The 20,241-nt window shown below is 73.6% G+C and carries 19 protein-coding genes and 1 tRNA gene; 14 read left to right on the top strand and 6 right to left on the bottom strand.

The annotated features are described in order from the left end of the window. Nucleotides 1-58: 58 nt before the first annotated feature. Genes SHK17_RS00860 through SHK17_RS00825 form a run of 8 tightly spaced genes read left to right on the top strand, consistent with a single transcriptional unit; the run spans nucleotide 59 to nucleotide 8,331 of the window. Entirely contained in the window at nucleotides 59-484 is a 426-nt protein-coding gene (locus SHK17_RS00860) for an L-rhamnose mutarotase (RefSeq protein ID WP_322920768.1), read from the top strand. Beyond that, nucleotides 484-1,662, top strand: a complete 1,179-nt coding sequence (gene rhaI, locus SHK17_RS00855) for an L-rhamnose isomerase (RefSeq protein WP_322920767.1) — start codon at nucleotides 484-486, stop codon at nucleotides 1,660-1,662. The genes SHK17_RS00860 and rhaI overlap by 1 nt, the downstream gene beginning before the upstream one ends. Before the next feature lie 31 nt (nucleotides 1,663-1,693). Next, a complete protein-coding gene (locus SHK17_RS00850) occupies nucleotides 1,694-3,736 on the top strand; it encodes a bifunctional aldolase/short-chain dehydrogenase (RefSeq protein WP_322920766.1) in 2,043 nt (680 codons plus the stop codon). 21 nt (nucleotides 3,737-3,757) lie between these two features. Further along, complete coding sequence (locus SHK17_RS00845; RefSeq protein WP_322920765.1) at nucleotides 3,758-5,206, top strand: rhamnulokinase; 1,449 nt, start codon at nucleotides 3,758-3,760, stop codon at nucleotides 5,204-5,206. After that, a complete protein-coding gene (locus tag SHK17_RS00840; protein ID WP_216652085.1) occupies nucleotides 5,203-5,412 on the top strand; it encodes a LuxR C-terminal-related transcriptional regulator in 210 nt (69 codons plus the stop codon). Before SHK17_RS00845 ends, SHK17_RS00840 begins: the two co-directional genes overlap by 4 nt. A gap of 56 nt (nucleotides 5,413-5,468) precedes the next feature. Beyond that, nucleotides 5,469-6,263, top strand: a complete 795-nt coding sequence (locus tag SHK17_RS00835) for a (Fe-S)-binding protein (protein WP_405030388.1) — start codon at nucleotides 5,469-5,471, stop codon at nucleotides 6,261-6,263. Beyond that, nucleotides 6,260-7,750 carry a lactate utilization protein B gene (locus tag SHK17_RS00830; protein WP_322920764.1) on the top strand — a complete coding sequence of 497 codons (1,491 nt, stop codon included), beginning with the start codon at nucleotides 6,260-6,262 and terminating at the stop codon, nucleotides 7,748-7,750. Before SHK17_RS00835 ends, SHK17_RS00830 begins: the two co-directional genes overlap by 4 nt. Then, complete coding sequence (locus SHK17_RS00825) at nucleotides 7,747-8,331, top strand: LUD domain-containing protein (RefSeq protein ID WP_172268685.1); 585 nt, start codon at nucleotides 7,747-7,749, stop codon at nucleotides 8,329-8,331. The genes SHK17_RS00830 and SHK17_RS00825 overlap by 4 nt, the downstream gene beginning before the upstream one ends. Nucleotides 8,332-8,528: 197 nt before the next feature. Here SHK17_RS00825 and upp read toward each other — a convergent pair whose 3' ends face one another. Next, nucleotides 8,529-9,170 (bottom strand): uracil phosphoribosyltransferase, encoded by a 642-nt coding sequence (gene upp, locus SHK17_RS00820; RefSeq protein WP_172268682.1) that lies wholly within the window; start codon nucleotides 9,168-9,170, stop codon nucleotides 8,529-8,531. A gap of 123 nt (nucleotides 9,171-9,293) precedes the next feature. On the opposite strand from upp, the gene SHK17_RS00815 reads away from it, so the two are divergent. From SHK17_RS00815 to SHK17_RS00805, 3 genes are read left to right on the top strand one after another with little or no spacing between them, the layout of a single operon-like run. Then, nucleotides 9,294-9,779: a tRNA adenosine deaminase-associated protein gene (locus tag SHK17_RS00815; protein WP_322423793.1), complete on the top strand. Its 486-nt coding sequence runs from the start codon at nucleotides 9,294-9,296 to the stop codon at nucleotides 9,777-9,779. Then, nucleotides 9,776-10,288, top strand: coding sequence for a nucleoside deaminase (locus tag SHK17_RS00810; protein WP_322920763.1), 513 nt, complete (start codon nucleotides 9,776-9,778; stop codon nucleotides 10,286-10,288). Before SHK17_RS00815 ends, SHK17_RS00810 begins: the two co-directional genes overlap by 4 nt. Beyond that, a complete protein-coding gene (locus SHK17_RS00805) occupies nucleotides 10,285-10,749 on the top strand; it encodes a GNAT family N-acetyltransferase (protein WP_322423791.1) in 465 nt (154 codons plus the stop codon). Before SHK17_RS00810 ends, SHK17_RS00805 begins: the two co-directional genes overlap by 4 nt. Here the strand turns inward: SHK17_RS00805 and SHK17_RS00800 are convergent. From SHK17_RS00800 to SHK17_RS00790, 3 genes are read right to left on the bottom strand one after another with little or no spacing between them, the layout of a single operon-like run. After that, on the bottom strand, nucleotides 10,728-12,158 hold the full coding sequence (locus SHK17_RS00800; RefSeq protein WP_322423790.1) for a wax ester/triacylglycerol synthase domain-containing protein: 1,431 nt from the start codon (nucleotides 12,156-12,158) through the stop codon (nucleotides 10,728-10,730). The genes SHK17_RS00805 and SHK17_RS00800 overlap by 22 nt on opposite strands. Continuing rightward, nucleotides 12,155-13,600: an HAD-IB family hydrolase gene (locus tag SHK17_RS00795; RefSeq protein ID WP_322423789.1), complete on the bottom strand. Its 1,446-nt coding sequence runs from the start codon at nucleotides 13,598-13,600 to the stop codon at nucleotides 12,155-12,157. Before SHK17_RS00795 ends, SHK17_RS00800 begins: the two co-directional genes overlap by 4 nt. After that, nucleotides 13,597-15,534 carry a lysophospholipid acyltransferase gene (locus tag SHK17_RS00790; RefSeq protein ID WP_322920762.1) on the bottom strand — a complete coding sequence of 646 codons (1,938 nt, stop codon included), beginning with the start codon at nucleotides 15,532-15,534 and terminating at the stop codon, nucleotides 13,597-13,599. Before SHK17_RS00790 ends, SHK17_RS00795 begins: the two co-directional genes overlap by 4 nt. A gap of 162 nt (nucleotides 15,535-15,696) precedes the next feature. Here SHK17_RS00790 and SHK17_RS00785 point away from each other — a divergent pair. Then, nucleotides 15,697-15,786 (top strand) — tRNA-Ser (locus tag SHK17_RS00785). A gap of 163 nt (nucleotides 15,787-15,949) precedes the next feature. Further along, on the top strand, nucleotides 15,950-16,753 hold the full coding sequence (locus tag SHK17_RS00780) for a class II glutamine amidotransferase (RefSeq protein WP_216652084.1): 804 nt from the start codon (nucleotides 15,950-15,952) through the stop codon (nucleotides 16,751-16,753). A gap of 16 nt (nucleotides 16,754-16,769) precedes the next feature. Here SHK17_RS00780 and SHK17_RS00775 read toward each other — a convergent pair whose 3' ends face one another. Beyond that, a complete protein-coding gene (locus tag SHK17_RS00775; protein ID WP_322920761.1) occupies nucleotides 16,770-17,459 on the bottom strand; it encodes a DUF4396 domain-containing protein in 690 nt (229 codons plus the stop codon). Between the two features lie 108 nt (nucleotides 17,460-17,567). On the opposite strand from SHK17_RS00775, the gene SHK17_RS00770 reads away from it, so the two are divergent. Beyond that, nucleotides 17,568-18,605 carry a zinc-binding dehydrogenase gene (locus tag SHK17_RS00770; RefSeq protein ID WP_172268661.1) on the top strand — a complete coding sequence of 346 codons (1,038 nt, stop codon included), beginning with the start codon at nucleotides 17,568-17,570 and terminating at the stop codon, nucleotides 18,603-18,605. 17 nt (nucleotides 18,606-18,622) lie between these two features. On the opposite strand, the gene SHK17_RS00765 is transcribed toward SHK17_RS00770, so the two are convergent. Further along, nucleotides 18,623-20,113, bottom strand: coding sequence for a fused MFS/spermidine synthase (locus tag SHK17_RS00765; RefSeq protein ID WP_322920760.1), 1,491 nt, complete (start codon nucleotides 20,111-20,113; stop codon nucleotides 18,623-18,625). Nucleotides 20,114-20,241 lie beyond the last annotated feature (128 nt).

Here is a 20,241-nt window from a genome sequence, read left to right as displayed (position 1 = left end):
GCCGAGGAACGAGGCGGCGTATCGAGACCAACCCCCCACCCCCTGGAAGGAACGTCTCGTGCACCGCGTCTGCTTCACCCTCCAGGTCCGCCGGGACCGGATGGAGGAGTACGCCGAGCGCCACGCCGCGGTGTGGCCCGAGATGCTCCGCGCGCTCCACGACACCGGCTGGCACGACTACTCCCTCTTCCTGCGCGACGACGGCCTGCTCGTGGGCTACCTCGAGACGCCCGACCTGGCAGCCGCGCAGGAGGGCATGGCCCGCACCGACGTCAACGCGCGGTGGCAGGCCGAGATGGCCGAGTTCTTCGAGGACCTCGACCTCCCACCCGACCAGGGCTTCTGGCAGCTGACCGAGGTGTTCCACCTCGAGGACCAGCTCGCGGCCCTGCCCCCGGACACCACCCCGGACAGCTCTCCGGCAACGCCCGCAGGCACCCCTGCACCCACCGACGCTCCCACCCAGACAGCTCAGGACCAGTGATGACCACCTTCTCCGACATCAGCGACCGGCTCGGCGACCTCGCCATCGAGGTGCCGTCCTGGGCCTACGGAAACTCCGGCACCCGCTTCAAGGTCTTCGGCACCCCCGGCACCCCCCGCACCGTGGAGGAGAAGGTCGCCGACGCCGCCGCCGTGCACCGCTTCACCGGCCTCGCCCCGACGGTCGCGCTCCACATCCCGTGGGACGTGGTCGACGACTTCGGCGCGCTGTCGGCGTACGCGAAGGAGCAGGGCGTCGCCCTCGGCACGATCAACTCCAACACCTTCCAGGACGACGACTACAAGCTCGGGGCGCTCACCCACACCGACCCGCGGGTGCGGCAGAAGGCCATCGACCACCACCTCGCGTGCATCGACGTGATGAACCGGACCGGCTCGCGCGACCTGAAGATCTGGCTCGCCGAGGGCACCAACTACCCCGGCCAAGGCGACATGCGCGCCCGCCAGGACCGGCTCGCCGAGGGCCTCCGCACGATCTACGACCAGCTCTCCGAGGACCAGCGGCTCGTGCTCGAGTACAAGTTCTTCGAGCCGGCGTTCTACCACACGGACGTCCCGGACTGGGGCACGTCGTACGTCCACGTCGCCGCCCTCGGCGACCGCGCGAAGGTGTGCCTCGACACCGGCCACCACGCCCCGGGCACCAACATCGAGTTCATCGTCGCCCAGCTGCTGCGGCTCGGGAAGCTCGGCTCGTTCGACTTCAACAGCCGCTTCTACGCCGACGACGACCTGATCGTCGGCGCCGCCGACCCGTTCCAGCTCTTCCGCATCATGGTCGAGGTCATCCGCGGCGGCGGCTTCGGCCACCAGGCCGACGGCACCCCCAACGACGTCGCGCTGATGCTCGACCAGTGCCACAACATCGAGGACAAGATCCCCGGGCAGATCCGCTCGGTGCTCAACGTCCAGGAGATGACGGCCCGCGCCCTCCTCCTCGACACCGAAGCGCTCGACGAGGCGCGCAGCGCCGGTGACGTGCTGCTCGCCAACGAGGTGTTCATGGACGCCTTCTACACCGACGTGCGCCGCGACCTGGCCGCCTGGCGCGAGGAGCGCGGCCTGCCGGGCGACCCGATGCGCGCCTACCTCGACTCCGGCTACCAGCAGCAGATCGAGGCGGACCGCGTCGGCGGCTCCCAGGCCGGCTGGAACTGACACCCCCTACGAACGTCGAAGGAACACGACCGTGACTGACACCAACCCCACCGTCGCCGAGCTCGTCGAGCGCTCGAACCGGCTGGGCGCCGACCCCCGCAACACCAACTACGCCGGCGGCAACACCTCGGCCAAGGGCACCGGGACCGACCCGGTCACCGGCGAGGACGTCGAGCTGCTCTGGGTCAAGGGCTCCGGCGGCGACCTCGGCACCCTGACCGCGTCGGGCCTCGCGGTCCTGCGGCTGGACCGGATGCGCGCCCTCGTCGACGTCTACCCCGGCGTGGACCGCGAGGACGAGATGGTCGCGGCCTTCGACTACTGCCTGCACGGCAAGGGCGGTGCCGCACCGTCGATCGACACCGCGATGCACGGCCTCGTCGACGCCGCGCACGTCGACCACCTGCACCCCGACTCCGGCATCGCGATCGCCACGGCCGCCGACGGCGAGGAGCTCACCCGCACGATCTTCGGCGACGAGGTCGTCTGGGTGCCGTGGCGCCGGCCCGGCTTCCAGCTCGGGCTCGACATCGCCGAGATCAAGGAGAAGAGCCCGCAGGCGCGCGGGTGCATCCTCGGCGGGCACGGCATCACCGCCTGGGGCGACACCTCCGAGGAGGCCGAGGCCAACAGCCTCTGGATCATCGACGTCGCCTCCACCTACATCGCCGAGCACTCGAAGGCGGAGCCGTTCGGCCCCGCGCTCGAGGGGTACGCCGCCCTGCCGGAGGACGAGCGCCGCGCCAGGGCCGCAGCCCTCGCGCCCACGATCCGCGGCATCGCCTCGGCCGACCGCCCCATGGTCGGCCACTTCACCGACTCCGACGTCGTCCTGGACTTCCTCGCCCACGCCGAGCACCCCCGCCTCGGCGAGCTCGGCACGTCGTGCCCGGACCACTTCCTCCGCACGAAGGTGAAGCCGCTCGTCCTCGACCTGCCCGCGTCGGCCTCGGTCGAGGACAGCATCGCCCGCCTGCAGGAGCTCGCGGTCTCCTACCGCGAGGACTACCAGGGCTACTACGACCGCCACGCGACCCCCGAGAGCCCGGCGATCCGCGGCAAGGACCCGCTCGTCGTGCTGGTCCCGGGCGTCGGGATGTTCAGCTACGGCAAGGACAAGCAGACCGCCCGCGTCGCCGGTGAGTTCTACGTCAACGCGATCAACGTCATGCGCGGCGCCGAGGGCATCTCGACGTACGCCCCCATCGACGAGTCGGAGAAGTTCCGGATCGAGTACTGGGCGCTCGAGGAGGCCAAGCTCCAGCGGATGCCGAAGCCCAAGCCGCTCGCCACGCGGGTCGCGCTGGTCACCGGCGCGGCGTCGGGCATCGGCCTGGCCACCGCGAAGAAGCTGGCGGGCGAGGGCGCGTGCGTCGTCATCGCCGACCTGTCGCTGGAGAAGGCAGCGGCCGCCGCCGCGGAGATCGGCTCGGGTGACGTCGCCGTCGGCGTGCAGGTCGACGTGTCGGACGCCGCGGCCGTGCAGGCCGCGCTCGACGCGACCGTGCTGGCCTTCGGTGGCGTCGACCTCGTGGTCAACAACGCCGGCCTCTCGCTGTCGCGCTCGCTGCTGGAGACGACCGAGCAGGACTGGGACCTCCAGCACGACGTGATGGCGAAGGGCTCGTTCCTCGTCTCCCGCGCCGCCGCCAAGGCCATGATCGAGCAGGGCATGGGCGGCGACATCGTCTACATCTCCTCGAAGAACTCGATCTTCGCCGGCCCCAACAACGTGGCATATGGCGCCGCCAAGGCCGACCAGGCCCACCAGGTGCGGCTGCTCGCGGCCGAGCTCGGCGAGCACGGCATCAAGGTCAACGGCGTCAACCCGGACGGCGTCGTCCAGGGCTCGGGGATCTTTGCCGGCGGCTGGGGCGCCTCGCGCGCCGCCGTCTACGGGGTGGAGGAGAAGGACCTCGGCAAGTTCTACGCCCAGCGCACGCTGCTCAAGCGCGAGGTGCTGCCGGAGAACATCGCCAACGCCGTCTACGTGCTCTGCTCGGACGAGCTCAGCCACACCACCGGCCTGCACGTCCCCGTCGACGCCGGCGTCGCCGCGGCGTTCCTCCGCTGACCGGGACGGGAGGACACGTCAGTGGGTGAGGTGGGAGCGCAGCGGCTCCGGGGGCACTCCCCGGTGTCCGTCGCCGCGATCGACCTGGGGGCGTCGAGCGGCCGGGTGATGCTCGGCGAGGTGGGCGCCGACCGCCTGCGCCTCACGGCGGCCGCGCGCTTCGCCAACGGCCCGGTGCGCCGCGACGACGGCCTGCACTGGGACGTCTCGGCGCTGCACCGCCACGCGCTCGACGGCCTCCGCTCCGCCGCGGCGGCGGCGCCGTCGGCGCTGGCGAGCGTCGGCATCGACTCGTGGGCGGTGGACTACGGCCTGCTCCGGGACGGGCGCCTGCTCGACGAGCCGTTCCACTACCGCGACGAGGAGCGCGGCGCCGTCGGGCCCGGCCTCGTGCACGCCGTGGTGCCCCCCGAGGAGCTCTACGCCCGCAACGGCCTGCAGTTCCTGCCCTTCAACACCGTCTACCAGCTCGCCGCCGACCACGCGCACCCCGGCGCCGACCGGCTGCTGCTGGTGCCCGACCTCCTCGCCCACTGGCTGACCGGGGTCGGAGTCGCCGAGCGGACCAACGCCTCCACCACCGGGCTGCTCGACCTCCGCACCGGCGCGTGGGACGACGACGTGCTCTCCCGCCTGGGGATCTCCCGCTCGCTCCTCGCCGACCTGGTCGAGCCCGGCACGACGATCGGCACCCTCCTGCCCGAGGTGGGCGAGGCGGTCGGCGCGCCCGGCCTGCCGGTCGTGGCCGTCGGCTCGCACGACACCGCCTCGGCCGTCGTCGGCGTGCCGATGGCGGGCGACGAGGCGGCGTACGTCTCCCTCGGCACCTGGGGCCTGGTCGGCCTCGAGCTGACCGAGCCGATCCTCACCGAGGAGGCGCGCGCCGCCAACTTCACCCACGAGGGCGGCGTGGACGGCACCATCCGGTTCCTCACCAACGTGATGGGCACGTGGTTGCTCAGCGAGACCCTGCGCACCTGGGGCCGCGACGACCTCGGCGCGCTGCTGGCCGCCGCGGCGGACGTCACGGGCGAGGTCCCGCTCTTCGACGTCCAGGACCCGCGGTTCGTCCCGCCCGGCGACATGCCCGCGCGCATCGCCGCGTGGTGCGCCGAGCACGACGTCGCCCCACCGGTCGACGCCGCGAGCCTGGTGCGCTCGGTGGTCGAGAGCCTCGCCGTGGCGTACGCCGACGCGCTGGCGACCGCGGCCTCGCTGACGGGACGCACGGTCCGGCAGGTGCACGTGGTGGGCGGCGGCAGCCAGAACGCGCTGCTGTGCCAGGCCCTCGCCGACCGGACCGGCCTCCCGGTCGTGGCAGGGCCCGTCGAGGCGACCGCCCTGGGCAACGTGCTCGTGCAAGGTCGCGCCGCGGGCGCGATCAGCGGCGGCCTCGACGACCTGCGGGCGCTCGTCGCCCGCACCCAGGACCTCCGCCGGCACGAGCCCCGCGAGGTGAGCGTGCCGTGAACGCGACCGATGAGCCCGTGCTGTCCGAGGACGAGCTCGCCGTGCTGCGCCTGATGGCCGAGGGCCAGACCGTGGAGGCCGTCGCCCGCCGCCTCGAGGTGTCGGAGCGGACCGTGCGCCGCAAGGCCCGCGCCGTCTGCGCCACCGTCGGCGTCGACACCCCCGTCGAGGCGATCGTCTGGGCCGTGCGCCGCCGCCTCATCTGATCACCACCCCCCGACCCACCCGACCCACCCGACCCGCCCCTGCTGCCCGTGGAAGGATGCCGACCGTGAGGGTTGCCCTCCAAGTCACCTGCGTCAACGACGCCATGTTCCCCGACACCGGGAAGGCCGTCGTCCGGCTGCTGCGCCGTCTCGGCGTGGACGTCGACTTCCCGTCCGCGCAGACGTGCTGCGGACAGCCGATGGTCAACACCGGCTACCTCGACGAGGCGGTCCCGGTGGTGCGCGCGTTCGTCGACGCGTTCGCCGGCTACGACGCCATCGTCACGCCGTCGGGCTCGTGCGCCGGGTCGGCCCGGCACCAGCACTCGATCGTCGCCGACCGGTCCGGCGACCCGCGCCTCGCCGCGGCGGTCGCGGAGACCGCCCCGCGCACCTACGAGCTCTCGGAGCTCCTCGTCGACGTGCTCGGGGTGACCGACGTCGGCGCCTACTTCCCGCACCGGGTGACCTACCACCCGACGTGCCACAGCCTGCGGATGCTCGGCGTCGGCGACCGGCCACTCCGGCTGCTCGAGAACGTGCGCGGCATCGACCTCGTCGAGCTGCCGAACGCCACCGAGTGCTGCGGCTTCGGCGGCACCTTCGCCCTCAAGAACGCGGACACGTCGGTGGCGATGGGCGGCGACAAGGCGCGCCACGTCCAGGACACCGGCGCCGAGGTCCTCGTCGCCGGCGACAACTCCTGCCTCATGCACATCGGCGGCATGCTGTCGCGCCAGCGGGCCGGCGTACGCGTCATGCACCTCGCCGAGGTGCTCGCCGCCACCGAGGACTCCGAGAGCAAGGCGCCCGGCCCGGTCGTCGGCGCCCGGGCGGAGGACCTGCCGTGAGCGGGACCTTTGTCGGCATGCCGGCCTTCCCGACCGCCGCGCGCGAGGCGCTGGGCGACACGCAGCTGCGCCGCAACCTGGCCCACGCCACCCACACGATCCGCGACAAGCGCGCCCGCGTCGTCGCCGAGGTGGAGGACTGGGAGGACCTGCGGCTCAGCGGCGCCGGGGTCAAGGAGGCCGCCCTGCGCGACCTCGCCACCCACCTCGAGACGCTCGAGGCCTCCCTCGTCCGGGCCGGCGCGACCGTCCACTGGGCCCGCGACGCCGAGGAGGCGTGCGCGATCGTCGCGTCCGTCGCCCGCAGCCACGGCGCCGACGAGGTGGTCAAGGTCAAGTCGATGGCGACGCAGGAGATCGGCCTCAACGAGGCGCTCGAGGCCGAGGGCATCGCCGCCTGGGAGACCGACCTCGCCGAGCTCATCGTCCAGCTCGGCGAGGACCTGCCGTCCCACATCCTCGTGCCCGCGATCCACCGCAACCGCGCCGAGATCCGGGAGATCTTCATGCGCCGCATGGCCGACGTCGGCCGCGCAGCCCCCGACGACCTCACCGACGAGCCGGCCGTCCTGGCCGGCGCGGCGCGCGAGCACCTGCGCGAGAAGTTCCTGCGCGCGCGGGTGGCGGTCAGCGGCGCCAACTTCGCCGTCGCCGACACCGGCACGCTCGTCGTGGTGGAGTCGGAGGGCAACGGCCGGATGTGCCTCACGCTGCCCGACGTGCTCGTCAGCGTCGTCGGGATCGAGAAGGTCGTCGCGACCTGGTCCGACCTCGACCCGATGCTGCGCCTGCTGCCCCGGTCGTCGACCGGCGAGCGGATGAACCCCTACACGTCCACGTGGTCGGGCGTGACGCCCGGCGACGGGCCGCAGGAGGTGCACGTGGTCCTGCTCGACAACGGCCGCACCCGCGCGCTCGCCGACGACGTCGGCCGCCAGGCGCTGCGCTGCATCCGCTGCTCGGCCTGCCTCAACGTGTGCCCGGTCTACGAGCGCGTCGGCGGCCACGCCTACGGCTCGGTCTACCCCGGCCCGATCGGCGCCATCCTCAACCCGCTGCTGCGCGGGGTGTCCGACGAGCAGACCGCCTCGCTGCCCTACGCCTCCTCGCTGTGCGGCGCCTGCTTCGAGGTCTGCCCGGTGCGCATCGACATCCCCTCGGTGCTGGTGGACCAGCGCGCGGCGGTGGTCGACTCGCACCGCGGCGACCGGGTGCCGAAGGCGGAGGCGGTGGCGATGAGGGCAGCGGCCTGGACGTTCTCCGACTCCCGCCGGCTGCGGTGGGCGGAGCGCGCGTCGGGTCTGGCGGGCCGCGTGATCGGCCGCTTCTCGCGCACGTCGCTGCCCGGCGGCCGTCCCGCCGCCGGGCGCCTCCCCGGCCCGGCCGCGTGCTGGACCGGCGCGCGCGACCTGCCGGCCCCTCCCGCGGAGTCCTTCCGCGAGTGGTGGGACCGCACCGACGGCGGCCGGGACGGGGGCGGCTCGTGAGCGCCCGCGACGAGATCCTCGGCCGCGTGCGCGCGGCCCTGGCCGACGTCTCGCCCGCCGTGTCCGTGCCCGCCGCGCCGCGCGTCCCCGACCGCGGCGACCTCGCGGCGCTCTTCGTCGAGCGCGTCGAGGACTACCGCGCGGTGGTCACCCGGTGCACCGCCGACGAGCTGGCCGGCGTCGTCGCCGGCGTCCTCGGTGGCGCCAGCAGCGTCGTACCTCCCGCGCTCGGCCTCGACGTCCCCGGCGCGGTGGTCGACGACGGCCTGACCTCCGCCGAGCTCGACCGCGTCGACGCCGTCGTCACCCGCGCCCGGGTGGGCATCGCGGAGACCGGCACGATCGTCCTCGACCATGCTCCCGACCAGGGCCGCCGGGCGATCAGCCTGGTGCCCGACCTGCACGTCTGCATCGTGGCCGCCGACCAGGTCGTGGCCGACGTGCCGGACGCGATCGCCGTCCTCGACCCCGCCCGCCCGCTCACCTGGATCAGCGGCCCGTCCGCCACCAGTGACATCGAGCTCGACCGGGTCGAGGGTGTCCACGGCCCCCGGACCCTCCACGTGGTGCTGGTGGGCTGAGGTCTCCCCGCTCGCCCGTCCGCCCGCCCTCGTCCGCCCGAGCGGTGAGTGAGTCACCTTCTCGCCGCGCAGAACCTGCCTCACTCACCGCCGCTGCGGCGTGTCGGCCGGGACACGCCGACCAGCGGTGCGTGACGCACCTTCTCGGCGCGCAGAACCTGCCTCACTCACCGCTCGGACGGCGGCGGAGGCGTACGTCAGTGCGCGACGCCGTACAGCCGGTCGCCGGCGTCGCCGAGGCCGGGCACGATGTAGCCCTTGTCGTTGAGCATCTCGTCGAGCGCCGCGGTCACGACGGTGACGGGCACGTCGAGGTCCTTCAGGCCCGCCTCGAGGTTCTCCACGCCCTCCGGCGCGGCCAGGAGGCAGATCGCGGTGATGTCGTCGGCGCCGCGGTGGGTGAGGAACTGGATCGCGGCCGCGAGGGTGCCGCCGGTCGCGAGCATCGGGTCGAGGACGTAGCACTGGCGCCCGGACAGGTCCTCGGGCAGCCGTTCGGCGTACGTCGACGCGGCGAGCGTCTCCTCGTTGCGCACCATGCCGAGGAAGCCGACCTCCGCGGTGGGCAGCAGGCGCATCATGCCGTCGAGCATGCCGAGGCCGGCCCGGAGGATCGGCACGACCATCGGCTTGGGCGCGGCGAGGCGTACGCCCGTCGTCGGGCCGACCGGCGTGGTGATGTCGACCGGCTCGACCCGCACCTCGCGGGTGGCCTCGTAGGCCAGGAGGGTGACCAGCTCGTCGGTCAGCCGCCGGAACGTCGGCGAGTCGGTGTGCTCGTCGCGGAGGACGGTGAGCTTGTGGGAGACGAGAGGGTGGTTCACCACGTGCAGGCGCATGGGCCTCACCCTAGTGGTGACCGTGCTCGGCCCACGAGACGCTGCAGGGCGGCACGAAAGAGGGTTGGCGCGCCTCGGTGTTTCTGCGACATTGGACGGACAGCTGTCCTGGGGAGGTCGGTCATGTCAGAGCAGACCGGTGGGGTGGACTTCGCGCTGGTCGCGTTCCGCCACGAGGGCGTGTGGGAGGTGCAGGACATCGCCTCCCCCGCCTACGAGACCGTCGAGTCGCTCAGCCACGCGCTGCGACAGGTGGCGCGCGAGGACGGCGCCGTCGCGATGGTCGCGGTCGACGAGGACTTCTTCGTGCTGGTGCGCGTCGACGGCGCCAAGACCCGCGTGCTGCTGTCCGACGTCACCGCGGCCGACGAGTGGGAGCTCGCCCAGTCCGTGATCGACTTCCTCGGCCTCCCGCCGCCCGAGGACGACGACGTCGAGGTGCCGGCCGGCGACCTGGGGCTGCTCGACGACCTCGGCCTGCACGCCACCGACCTGGGCGCCCTGCTCGACGACGTCGAGCTCTACCCCGACGAGATGCTGTCGGAGATCGCGCGCCAGCTCGGCTTCGGCGAGCTGTTCGACGACGCCGTCGGGCTGACGTCTGCATGAGCTGGGACGACCCGATGCGCCTGGCCCTCGCCGAGGCGCAGGCGGCGCTCGCGGGCGACGACGTACCGGTGGGGGCCGTGGTCCTCGACGCCTCCGGGGCGGTCATCGGCGCCGGCCGCAACACGCGCGAGTCGCACGGCGACCCCACCGGCCATGCCGAGGTGGTCGCGCTGCGGGCGGCGGCCGCGACGCGCGGCCAGTGGCGGCTCACCGGCTGCACGCTCGTCGTCACCCTCGAGCCCTGCACCATGTGCGCCGGCGCGCTGGTGCTCGCCCGGGTGGACCGCCTCGTCTTCGGGGCCTACGACGACCAGCTCGGCGCGGTCGGCTCCCTGTGGGACGTCGTCCGCGACCGCCGGCTCAACCACCGCCCGGAGGTCCTCGGCGGCGTGCTGGCGGCCGAGTCCTCGGCCCTGCTCGACGACTTCTTCGCCCGTCACCGGAACGGCGCCGGGCCCGTCACCGATGCCGTCCCCGGAGCCGCCCACACCACCCGGGAGCCCACGTGATCGACGTCCGCCGCGCCTCCACCGCCGACGCAGCCGTGCTCGCCCGGCTGCTGTGGGACTTCAACACCGAGTTCGACACCGAGACCGACGACGCCGACGTCCTCGAGGAGCGCTTCACCCGGCTGCTGAGCCTCGACGACGTCGTCGCGGTGCTCGCGGAGGACGGCGACCGGCCCGTCGGGTTCGCCCTCATGACCCTGCGCCCGGCGATCTGGTTCGACGGCCCGGTGTCGCAGCTCGAGGAGCTCTACGTCGTGCCCGGGCTCCGCTCCCACGGCATCGGCACCCGCGTGCTCGACCTCTGCAAGCGGCTGGCCCGCGAGCACGGCTCCCCGGAGATGCACATCGGCGTCGACGAGGTGGACGTCGACACCCGGCGCTTCTACGAGCGGCACGGCTACGTCAACATCGAGGACGGCGTCGACTACCGCATGCTCTACTACGTCGGCCCCACCGACTGACCGTCCGCCGCGGGCGCGGCGGACACCATCTCCTCGACCCCCTCGGCCAGGCACTCGGCCAGCGCCTCGAGGTCGGCGACCGCGCTCGCGTCGACGTTGACGCCGATGCAGGCGGTGTCGCCGCACGTCACCAGGCTCACGGTGAGCGCGGCGCCCGGCAGCGGCCCCAGGACGTACATCCCCTGGACCTGCGCGCCCGCCATGTAGCGCCGGCGCGGTGGGCCGGGCAGCGTGAGGACGAACGCGTCGGGAGGTACGGCCGTGCGCAGCGCCGCCGCGCCGACGAAGGACGGCAGCCGGTTGACCACCGGGGCGGCCACGTCGAGCACCTCCAGCGCGCGCTCGGTGTGCAACGACAGCACCTCGCCGCGCACGGCCGCCACCCGGTCGACCGGGTCCTCGACCGCTAGCGGACCCGAGATGACGGCGCCGGCGAACCGGTTGCCGAGGTCGTCGGCGCGGTCGAGCGAGACGCGTACGCCGACGGGGATCTCCGGCACGGCGCTGCCGCGTCGCTCGTGGTAGCGGCGCAGCCCGCCGAGCACCAGCGCGACGGCGGCGTCGTCGAGCGTGCCGCCGCCCTGCCGCGCCACCGCGCGCAGCGGGTCGAGGGGGGCGTCGAGGGTGAGGAAGGACCACCGTTTGCCGGTCCGCGGCGACAGCTCCGGCGAGGGCGGCGCCGCCTGGGTCATCAGCCGGCGCACCGACGCGCCGTAGCGCAGCGCGGAGGCGACGACCACCTGCGGCCGGGTCGCCGCGTGGGCCAGCGTGCGCGCGGTCGCGACCGCGGCCTCGGGCAGCGTCGAGACGTCGACGCGCAGGCCGGCCACCGCGAGCTCGACCGGATCGGCGTCCACCGACGTGGCCGGCTCGGCGCCCAGCGGCTTGCGCGGCGTGTGCTCGCGCCGGCCGGACTGGAGCATCGAGAGCAGCTGCACGGTGCCGAGCGGGTCGGCCAGGGCGTGGTGGATCTTGAGGACGTACGCCGCCGCACCGTCGGGCAGCCCCTCGAACAGCACGCCCTCCCACAGCGGCCGCGAGCGGTCGAAGGGGCGCAGGGCGACCTGAGTGGCCTGCGCGAGGACCTCGTCGCGGCTCGAGACCCGCTCACGGCGCAGGTGGTAGCCGAGATCGAACGTCGGGTCGTCGGCCCACGTGGGAGGTGCCGTCGGCACGAGCGGGTCGACGACGCGCTGGCGCAGCCGGCGGACGAGGCGGGTGCCCCACTCGGCGGCGGCGACGAGGCGCTCCCAGTCGGGCGCCCGGTCGAGGTCGACGACCACCGTCGACGTGGACGACTGCACCGGGTGGCGCTCGGCGCGCCACAGCAGGGTCTGCACGGGGGTCAGCTCGGCCGAGGCGGTCCAGGTGGCGGCCGCCGTCCAGCGCTCGACGTCCTCCTCGCTCATCGGTGCTCCCCCGAGGGCCAGTGGGCGAGGGTCTGCTCGAACGTCGTGTGCAGGGCGGCGATCCGCTCGCTCATGTCCTCCACCCTCCAGTCGGTCTCGGGCTCCAGCACGCACACGTCGACCACGCCGGGGTTGAGCACGAGGGAGCTGCGGCCCATCAGCTCACCCGTGTTGCGCAGCACCACCGGCACGACCGGCACCCCGGCCTGCGCGGCGAGGTGGAACGCGCCCTTGCGGAACGGGCCCAGCACCGGTGTCGGCGACCGCGTGCCCTCGGGGAAGATCATCAGCGAGGTGCCGCCCCGGACCCGCTCGACGACCCCGGCCAGCGTGGCGCGGGCCGACTCGGAGTCGGAGCGGTCGATCCAGGCCGGGTCGATCACCACCGACCCCACCACGGCGCGCGGGTCCCAGCGCGCCTCCTTCTTGGCGACAATTGTGAAGTCGCGCTCGAGCAGCCTGCCCAGCACCGGGATGTCGAGCGAGCTCTGGTGGTTGGCGATGAAGATCGCCGGCCGGTGCGACCACAGCCGCTCGGGGTGGAGCACGTCGAGCGAGACACCGGCCAGCGCCATCGGCAGCCGGGTGGCGAGGCTGATCGCCGCGTTGCGCCCGCGGCGGAGGTCGCCGCGCGCGAGCCCGTAGGCCAGGCCGGCCCCCACGCCGGCGTTCATCCCGGCGAGGGCGGCGACGGTGCGTCCCGCGGCGAGCAGCGAGCCGCCGACCGGGTCGCTCAGGTCGAGCACCGGCCACCCCAGGCGGGCCGCGGCTGCGCGCAGGTCGCGGTGCGGGTTGAGGGCGGTGGGGTGGCCCACGGAGGAGAGGAAGGCGACGTCCTCGTAGCCGTTGCCGTAGGCGTACGACGCGGTCAGGTCGACGTCGTGCTCGCGGGCGAAGGCGCGCACGCCGCTCGCCTTGTGCCGGCCCCACAGCATCGGGCCGTCGGTGGCGCCGGTGAACTGGCCGTCCTCGACGACCAGCCGGGTGCAGACCAGGTGCTCGACGCCGAGGTCCCGGGCGACCGGCGCGATCTGGTAGGCCGTGGCGGCGGACGCGACGGCGACGGTGTGGCCGGCGCGCTGGTGAGCGTGGACGAGGGCGCGTGACTCGCGGCGGATGGTGCCGGCGATCTTGGAGCGGAACAGCCGCTCGCCGAGGTCGGCGAAGGCCTCCTCGGACTCGCCGCGCATCGCGGAGAAGGCGACGTGGGCGATGCGCGTGGGGTCGCCGCCGAGCTCGCCGTCGACCGCCGTCACCACGGTGCGGACGAACTCGGCCGGCGAGACGGCGCGGCCCCTGAGCCGGTCGCCGTAGAAGGTCGCCGCCGTGTAGCCGGCGACCAGGGTGCCGTCGAGGTCGAAGAAGGCACCGACCGTCGGGCCCTGCGGCCCGGCACCGATCGCCTCGATCGCCTGCTCGACCTCGGCCGAGAGTCCGCTCACCTGGTCTCCTGCGGCTGCGGCTGCGGTTGGGCCTGCGGCTCCGGACGCGGGTCGGGGTGCCGGACGGGCACGATGTCACCCGCGATCTCACCGATGATGTTGACCCGGCGCACCGAGTCGCGCAGCTCGGCGGCGAACGCCTCCCGGGCGGTGCCGACGCCCTCGCCGGCCTCGAGCAGGCCCTTGTGCCGCGCCAGCGACAGGGCGGTGCGGAAGAGCTCCAGCGAGATCGACTCGGCACTCGCGACCCGCCGCTGCAACGCCCACTGCTGACCGACGGCCAGGGAGTCGGCGAGCAGGTCGTCCTCGTCGACGGGGCCGTCACCGCGGTCGGCGAGCCGGTCGGCCACCACGAGGTAGGCGTCGAGGAAGGGCCGGAGGACGAGGTGGGCGAGATGCGGGCGGGCGGTGACGAGCAGCTCGCGTGCCGTGGTCGGAGTCATCTCAGTGACGCCCTCGCCGACGAGCAGGTGCAGCTCGGTGCGCAGGTCGTCCTCGAAGCCCGCGCGGCTGGGGAAGAAGAACTCGAACTTCAGCAGGTCGCGCATCCGCTTGGCCTCCTCCCAGGCCACCTCGAGCTCGCCGCCCGGCGGGAGCTCGGCGTCCGGCTCGAGCTCGCTGACGGTCAGCAGCGCGAGCTCACCGATGGCGCGCTCGACGAGGATGTGGATGACCGTGTTGCGGTAGAACGCGGCGACCAGGTGCTGGTCGTCCCCGATCTTCCAGACCGGCTCGGTGCCGCCGTCGTACGCCGTCAGCACGCCGCTGCGCGACAGCTCGGCGAGCGCGCGGCGGATGGTCGAGCGGTCCCGCAGGTCGGCGGCCCCGGCGACCGGCCAGTGGCGGGCGTCGATGTAGGACGCGAGCGGCTCGACGGTGTCGAGGACCTCGTCCACGGTCAGGGCGCGGTCGGCGCCGAGGATCGCCAGCGAGACGATCGCGGTCACCGTCACCGGGGTGGCGCGGTTGAGCCGGTGGGAGATGTCGAGGGCGACGCGCTCGACGGCCTGGTGGCCGGTGACCCCCTCGGCGGCGAGCTCCTCCATCCGCGCTCGCAGCGAGAACGGCTCGCCGACGGTGAGGTAGGCCCGCCCGAGCCGGTTGCGCTGGAGCCGCGCGAACCGCACCAGCCAGCGCCAGTCCTCCGGCGTCTTGCTCGCGCCGCGCGACTCCTCGGTCATCAGCGAGACCTCGTGCAGCTGGTCGTAGACCACCGAGACCGGCACGACCTGCACGTCGGGGGCCTCGTCGCCCTTCCCGCGGCTCTGCACGGTGTCGGTGAGGTACTTGAGGATCCCGTGGACGGGGGGCCGCAGCTTGCCGGTGCGGGTCCGGCCGCCCTCGATCGACCAGGCGAGGTTGCGCTTGTTGGTCACCATCTGGCGGATGTAGGAGCGCAGGGCGAGCCGGTAGACCGGGATCTCCTGCGTCGAGCGCCGGATGAAGATGAGGCCCGTGCGGCTGGCGACCGAGCCGATCAGCGGCAGGTTGAGGTTGGCGCCGCCGAACGTGTAGGTCGGCGAGAACCGCCGCGCCATCAGCACGTTGGGGATGACCATGCCGTCGAGGTAGGACCGGTGGCTGAAGGCGAGCGCGAGGCTGTGCGTGCGGTCGACCCGCCGCAGCTGGTGCATCTGGTCCTCGTCGACCAGGACGTCGTAGGCCCGGAGGAACCAGTCGCCCATCCGCGCCCAGCCCTGCGAGGCGCGGTCGTCGTGCGCCGCCGACATCTCGTGGAGGTAGCCCTCGACCTCCGACCACACCTCGTCCTCGGACCGGCCCTGCTCGGCCGCCGCCTCGGCGACGGCCGCGCGGAAGCGCTCGTCCTGCAGCAGCTCGGTGACCTCCTGCGGCGGGGCGGCCGGCAGCCGCTCGCCCACCGCGCGGGGCAGGGACGACGTGGCGAGCTCACGGATGCGTCGGACGGCAGTCACGGTCGGCACCGCTCCTCTCCCCCGCGCTGCGCGCGGACCCTGCGTGCGCGCAAACTACCTCCCGCACGCGTCCGCTGGCCACGGCAACGGAGAAGTTCCCCCGTGATGGCAGCCGGGTCGCCGGTTTCCGGCTCGCGCTCACCCTCCGGTAATGTTCCGCGCGGTGGCGTGTCCGAGCGGCCGAAGGTGCATCACTCGAAATGATGTGTGGGGTCAAACCCACCGTGGGTTCAAATCCCACCGCCACCGCCAGACAACCGATCGGGCCGGACCCTCACGGGGCCGGCCCGATCGTCGTTCCCGGCGCGTCGCCCTCACACGACCCGGGTGATGCGGCCGCATCGTCCCCGGCCTCCAATGGGAGCCGACGACGGGAGACGAGATGTGCCGATGGCTCGCGTACTCGGGTTCGCCCGTGCTGCTGGAGGACCTGCTCTTCAAGCCGGAGAACTCGCTGGTGGTGCAGAGCATGCACTCCCGGCTGGGGGCGGAGGCCGTGAACGGTGACGGCTTCGGGGTGGGCTGGTACGACGCCCAGGACCGTCCGGGCATCTACAGCAGCACCGAGCCGGCGTGGAACGACCGCAACCTCCGTGAGCTCGCAGGACACGCACGCGCCGACCGGGTGTTCGCCCACATCCGCGCGACCACCGGCACGCCCGTGCAGCAGACGAACTGCCACCCCTTCCGCCACGGGCGCTGGCTGTGGATGCACAACGGCTCCATCGCGGAGTTCCCGACCGTGAAGCGGGACCTGACCGTGGCCGTCGACCCGGCCCTGTTCCCCCACATCGAGGGATCGACGGACTCCGAGCTGTTCTTCCACCTCGCCCTGACGTTCGGCCTCGAGGAGGATCCGCCCGCCGCCGTGGCCCGCGCCGTCGGCCTCATCGAGGAGACCGGACGTCGCCACGGGGTGGAGCACCCGATCCAGATGACCGTGGCGGTGACCGACGGCGAGACCACCTGGGCGTTCCGCTACTCGAGCATGGGCGCCTCGCGCTCGCTGTTCCACAGCACCGACATCTCGACGCTCCGCGCCCAGTACCCCGACCACCCGCTGCTGCACGGGCTGTCCGACGACACCCGGGTCGTCGTGTCGGAGCCCCTCGGCGACCTGCACGGCGCGTGGCGCGAGGTGCCGGAGTCGACGTGCCTGGTCGTGCACGGCGGGCACGAGGAGCTGCGCGACTTCGCGCCCGCACTCGTGCCGGCCTGAACCGGGTCGGCCGAGCTCAGCGGGCGACGGCGTGGCCCGGGTCGCCGCCGGGCTCGGCGCCCGCCCCGCCCCCGATCTCGTCGGCGATGGAGACGACCAGGCCACCCAGCATGAACGCCACGATCGCGGCCGCCAGTGTCGAGGTGGCGAAGGCGGGGATGAGGCGACGCGTACCCGTGGGGCTCGAGGCGGCGTGGTGGTACTCGTGGGTCAGCGCGTGTCCCTTGCCGCGGCGCAGCAGGTGGCGGTTGACGGGGTAGGCGGCGAGGAAGGCGGCGGTGAGGGCGATCATCATCGACACCCAGAACACCCAGTTCACCAGCCCGGCGTCCATCGCGCCCGGGATGAGGGCCATCACCGCGTTGTCCACGACCTCCATCGTGGCGATCGACAGGGTGTCCGCGGCGAGGACCACGGACAGGGCGGCGCCGACGCCGAGTCCCGCCCGGAGCAGCGGCAGCGTGGAGAGCGTGTAGCCGAACAGGAAGGCCAGGCCGACGGCCAGCACGACGGTCCAGCCGGTGCTGAGCCCGACGGCGGTGCCGATCATGAGGCCGGCGATCTCTCCGATGGCGCAGCCGGTCAGGCAGTGCAGCGTGGCCGACAGTGCCATCGTGTCGACGCCGCCCGTCCCGTGCCCGGAGTGCGGCTCGTGATGCGCGTCGTGGTGGGCGTCGTGGTCCGTGTGCTGGTGGTGCTGGTCCATCGGTTCGACCCCTCGATGTCTCGAAAGCGGGTGGATACCCCGCCACCGTATACCCCCGGGGGGTATCAGTCCAGGCTCACCGGCACCCGCCTACGGCAGGATCGACCCATGCGTGCAGTCGTCGTCGATGCCGTCCGCTCCCGGCCCGAGGTGCGTGACGTGCCCGAGCCGTCGGCACCCGCGGGAGGCGTCGTCGTACGCGTCGCGGCGACGGGGATGTGCCGCAGCGACTGGCACGCGTGGGCGGGCCACGACGACATCGCCTTCCCGCACGTCCCGGGCCACGAGCTCGCGGGCGAGGTGGTCGAGGTGGGCACCGGCGTCGTCCGGTGGCGGGTCGGCCAGCGGGTCACGGTGCCGTTCGTCTGCGGGTGCGGTCGCTGCGAGTGGTGCCTCGGTGGCGACGCGCAGGTGTGCCCCGACCAGGAGCAGCCGGGCTTCACCCACTGGGGGTCCTTCGCCGAGCTCGTCGCCCTGCACGGCGCGGACACCAACCTCGTCGCCGTCCCCGGGACGGTGGACCTCGCGACCGCTGCCGGCCTGGGCTGCCGGTTCGCCACCGCCTACCGCGCCCTCGTGGGCCGCGCCCGCGTCGCCCCCGGCGAGTGGGTGGCGGTCGTCGGCGCCGGCGGCGTAGGGCTCAGCACGGTGATGATCGCGCGGTCCCTCGGCGCCCGCGTGGTGGCCGTCGACCGCAACCCCGAGGCGCTCGCCGTCGCCACCGACCTCGGCGCCGAGCGCGTCGTACTGGCCGACGGGACCGACGTGCCGGCCGCCGTCGCGGACCTGACCGGCGGCGGCAGCCACGTCGCGGTCGACGCGGTGGGGAGCGAGCAGACCTGCGCGGACGCGCTGCTGAGCCTCCGTCGGCGAGGTCGGCTGGCGCAGGTCGGCCTGCTGCCGGCGGTCGACGGCCACCCGCGGGTCCCGATGGACCGCGTCATCGCGTGCGAGCTCGACGTCCTCGGCAGCCACGGGATGGCGGCGTCCGACTACCCCGCGATGATGGCGCTGGTCGAGTCGGGCGAGCTGCGGCCGCAGCTCCTGGTCGAGCGCACCATCGGCCTCCAGGAGGCCGCGTCGCTGCTGCCGGTCTTCGACCGGGCGCCCGTGGCCGGCATCACGGTGGTGGACCCCACGCGCTGAGCGGCTGACCGCGGAGGTCAGCTGTCGTACGGCGTGAGGAGCTGGTCGACGGGCGCGTGGTCGTCGGTGAGGACCGGGGCGTCGCCGACCCACGCGGCGAGGTCGTCGCCGGTGAGCGCGCTCCACCCGAGGTCGCGCTCGGCGATCCGCCCGAGCACGGCCTCCACCTCCAGCGGGGAGTGGGACGCCACCACGACGAGGTTGCCGCCGTCGTCGCCCGCGAGCACCTCGGGGTCGGCGAGGAGGGCCACGTGGTCGAAGACCTCACCGATGGTGCCGACCGCCGCCCGGGCGAAGGCCAGCGGCGGGTTGTCGATGAGGTTGGCGACGTAGACGCCGTCCTGGTCGAGCGCGCGGCCCAGCCCCTCGACGGCGTCGACCGTCGCGAGGTGCCAGGGGACGCTGACCCCGCCGAACGCGTCCCCGACCACGAGGTCGAGGCTCCGCGGCTCGAGGTCGTCGACGGCGAGCCGGCCGTCCTCCACGACGACCTCGGTGCGCTCCGGGAACGCCGCCCCGAGCAGCCGGACGTCGGCGTCCACGACGCCCGCGTCGATCTCCGAGACCCGGCTCGTCGTGCCCGGACGGGTCTCGGCGAGGTAGCGCGGCAGCGTCAGTCCGCCGGCGCCCAGGTGGTAGGCGTCGAGCGGCTCGCCGGTGGGGAAGGCGGTGTCGACCACCGACGCCATCGCCTCGACGTACGCGAAGTCGAGGTAGGTCGCGTCGGCCAGGTCGACGTACGAGTGCCGCAGGCCGTCGAGCACGAGCACCCGCCCGGTCGGGCGCTCGGGGTCCTCCACGACCGCCAGGCAGTGGTAGGTCGTCTCCTCGTCGCAGCCGCTCGGGGCCGCCCAGGCGCCGAGGCCGGCGCCGACCACGACGAGCGCCAGCACGACGTCGCCGCGGCCCCGGCGCCCGGACGCCTGGACGACGACCGACGTCGCCAGCAGCAGGACGCCGAGGCCCACCAGGATCCCGCTGACCGGCACGCGGGCGATGAGGACGAAGCCGGTCAGCACCGTCCCGAAGATGGCGCCGACCGTCCCGATGCCCGAGAGGTGACCGACGACGGTGCCGGTCTCGCGCAGCGTGGTCAGCCGCAGCGTGATGACCACCGGCGTCACGGCGGACAGGAGCGCGCCGGGAACCAGGATGGTCGCGGTCGAGGCGAGGAGCAGCAGCCCGGGGCTGTCGGTCGCGGCGGCACCGCGCACCAGCGCCGGCGTGAGCGCCACCGCGGCGCCCGAGATCCCGAGGAGCGGACCGAGCAGCAGCCGCGGCGCGGCGCGGTCCGCCGTCCAGCCACCGACCCAGGTGCCGGCCGCGATGGCGGTGAGGGCGAGGCCGATGACCAGCGTGTTGGTCTCCAGGGTCAGCCCGTAGTGCGGCGCCAGCAGCCGCAGCGCCACCAGCTCCACGACGAGCACGGCGGCCGAGGAGCCGAAGACGAGTGCCGCGGCGGCCCACGCCCGCAGTCCGGCGCGCGACTCGTCCGCTGCGTCCGCCATGCCGCCGATCCTGTCAGCCGCCCCCACCCCACCCCGATAGTCCGTATCAAATGGGTCCTTGCTGGCGCCCCGCGACGACCCGTTCGATAGGGACTATCCGGGTGGGAGCCCAGATATTTGCACTGAGT

This window comes from Nocardioides renjunii (assembly GCF_034661175.1).
In the GTDB taxonomy this organism is placed as follows: Bacteria; Actinomycetota; Actinomycetes; order Propionibacteriales; family Nocardioidaceae; genus Nocardioides; species Nocardioides renjunii.
This window is presented reverse-complemented; position numbering and strand designations above follow the sequence as displayed.

Excerpts from the sequence above, each read along its gene's own strand:
- rhaI (WP_322920767.1), top strand. The coding sequence starts at position 484 with ATGACCACCTTCTCCGACATCAGCGACCGGCTCGGCGACCTCGCCATC.
- SHK17_RS00835 (WP_405030388.1), top strand. The coding sequence starts at position 5,469 with ATGCCGACCGTGAGGGTTGCCCTCCAAGTCACCTGCGTCAACGACGCC.
- upp (WP_172268682.1), bottom strand. The coding sequence starts at position 9,170 with ATGCGCCTGCACGTGGTGAACCACCCTCTCGTCTCCCACAAGCTCACC.
- SHK17_RS00815 (WP_322423793.1), top strand. The coding sequence starts at position 9,294 with ATGTCAGAGCAGACCGGTGGGGTGGACTTCGCGCTGGTCGCGTTCCGC.
- SHK17_RS00810 (WP_322920763.1), top strand. The coding sequence starts at position 9,776 with ATGAGCTGGGACGACCCGATGCGCCTGGCCCTCGCCGAGGCGCAGGCG.
- SHK17_RS00800 (WP_322423790.1), bottom strand. The coding sequence starts at position 12,158 with ATGAGCGAGGAGGACGTCGAGCGCTGGACGGCGGCCGCCACCTGGACC.
- SHK17_RS00775 (WP_322920761.1), bottom strand. The coding sequence starts at position 17,459 with ATGGACCAGCACCACCAGCACACGGACCACGACGCCCACCACGACGCG.
- SHK17_RS00770 (WP_172268661.1), top strand. The coding sequence starts at position 17,568 with ATGCGTGCAGTCGTCGTCGATGCCGTCCGCTCCCGGCCCGAGGTGCGT.
- SHK17_RS00765 (WP_322920760.1), bottom strand. The coding sequence starts at position 20,113 with ATGGCGGACGCAGCGGACGAGTCGCGCGCCGGACTGCGGGCGTGGGCC.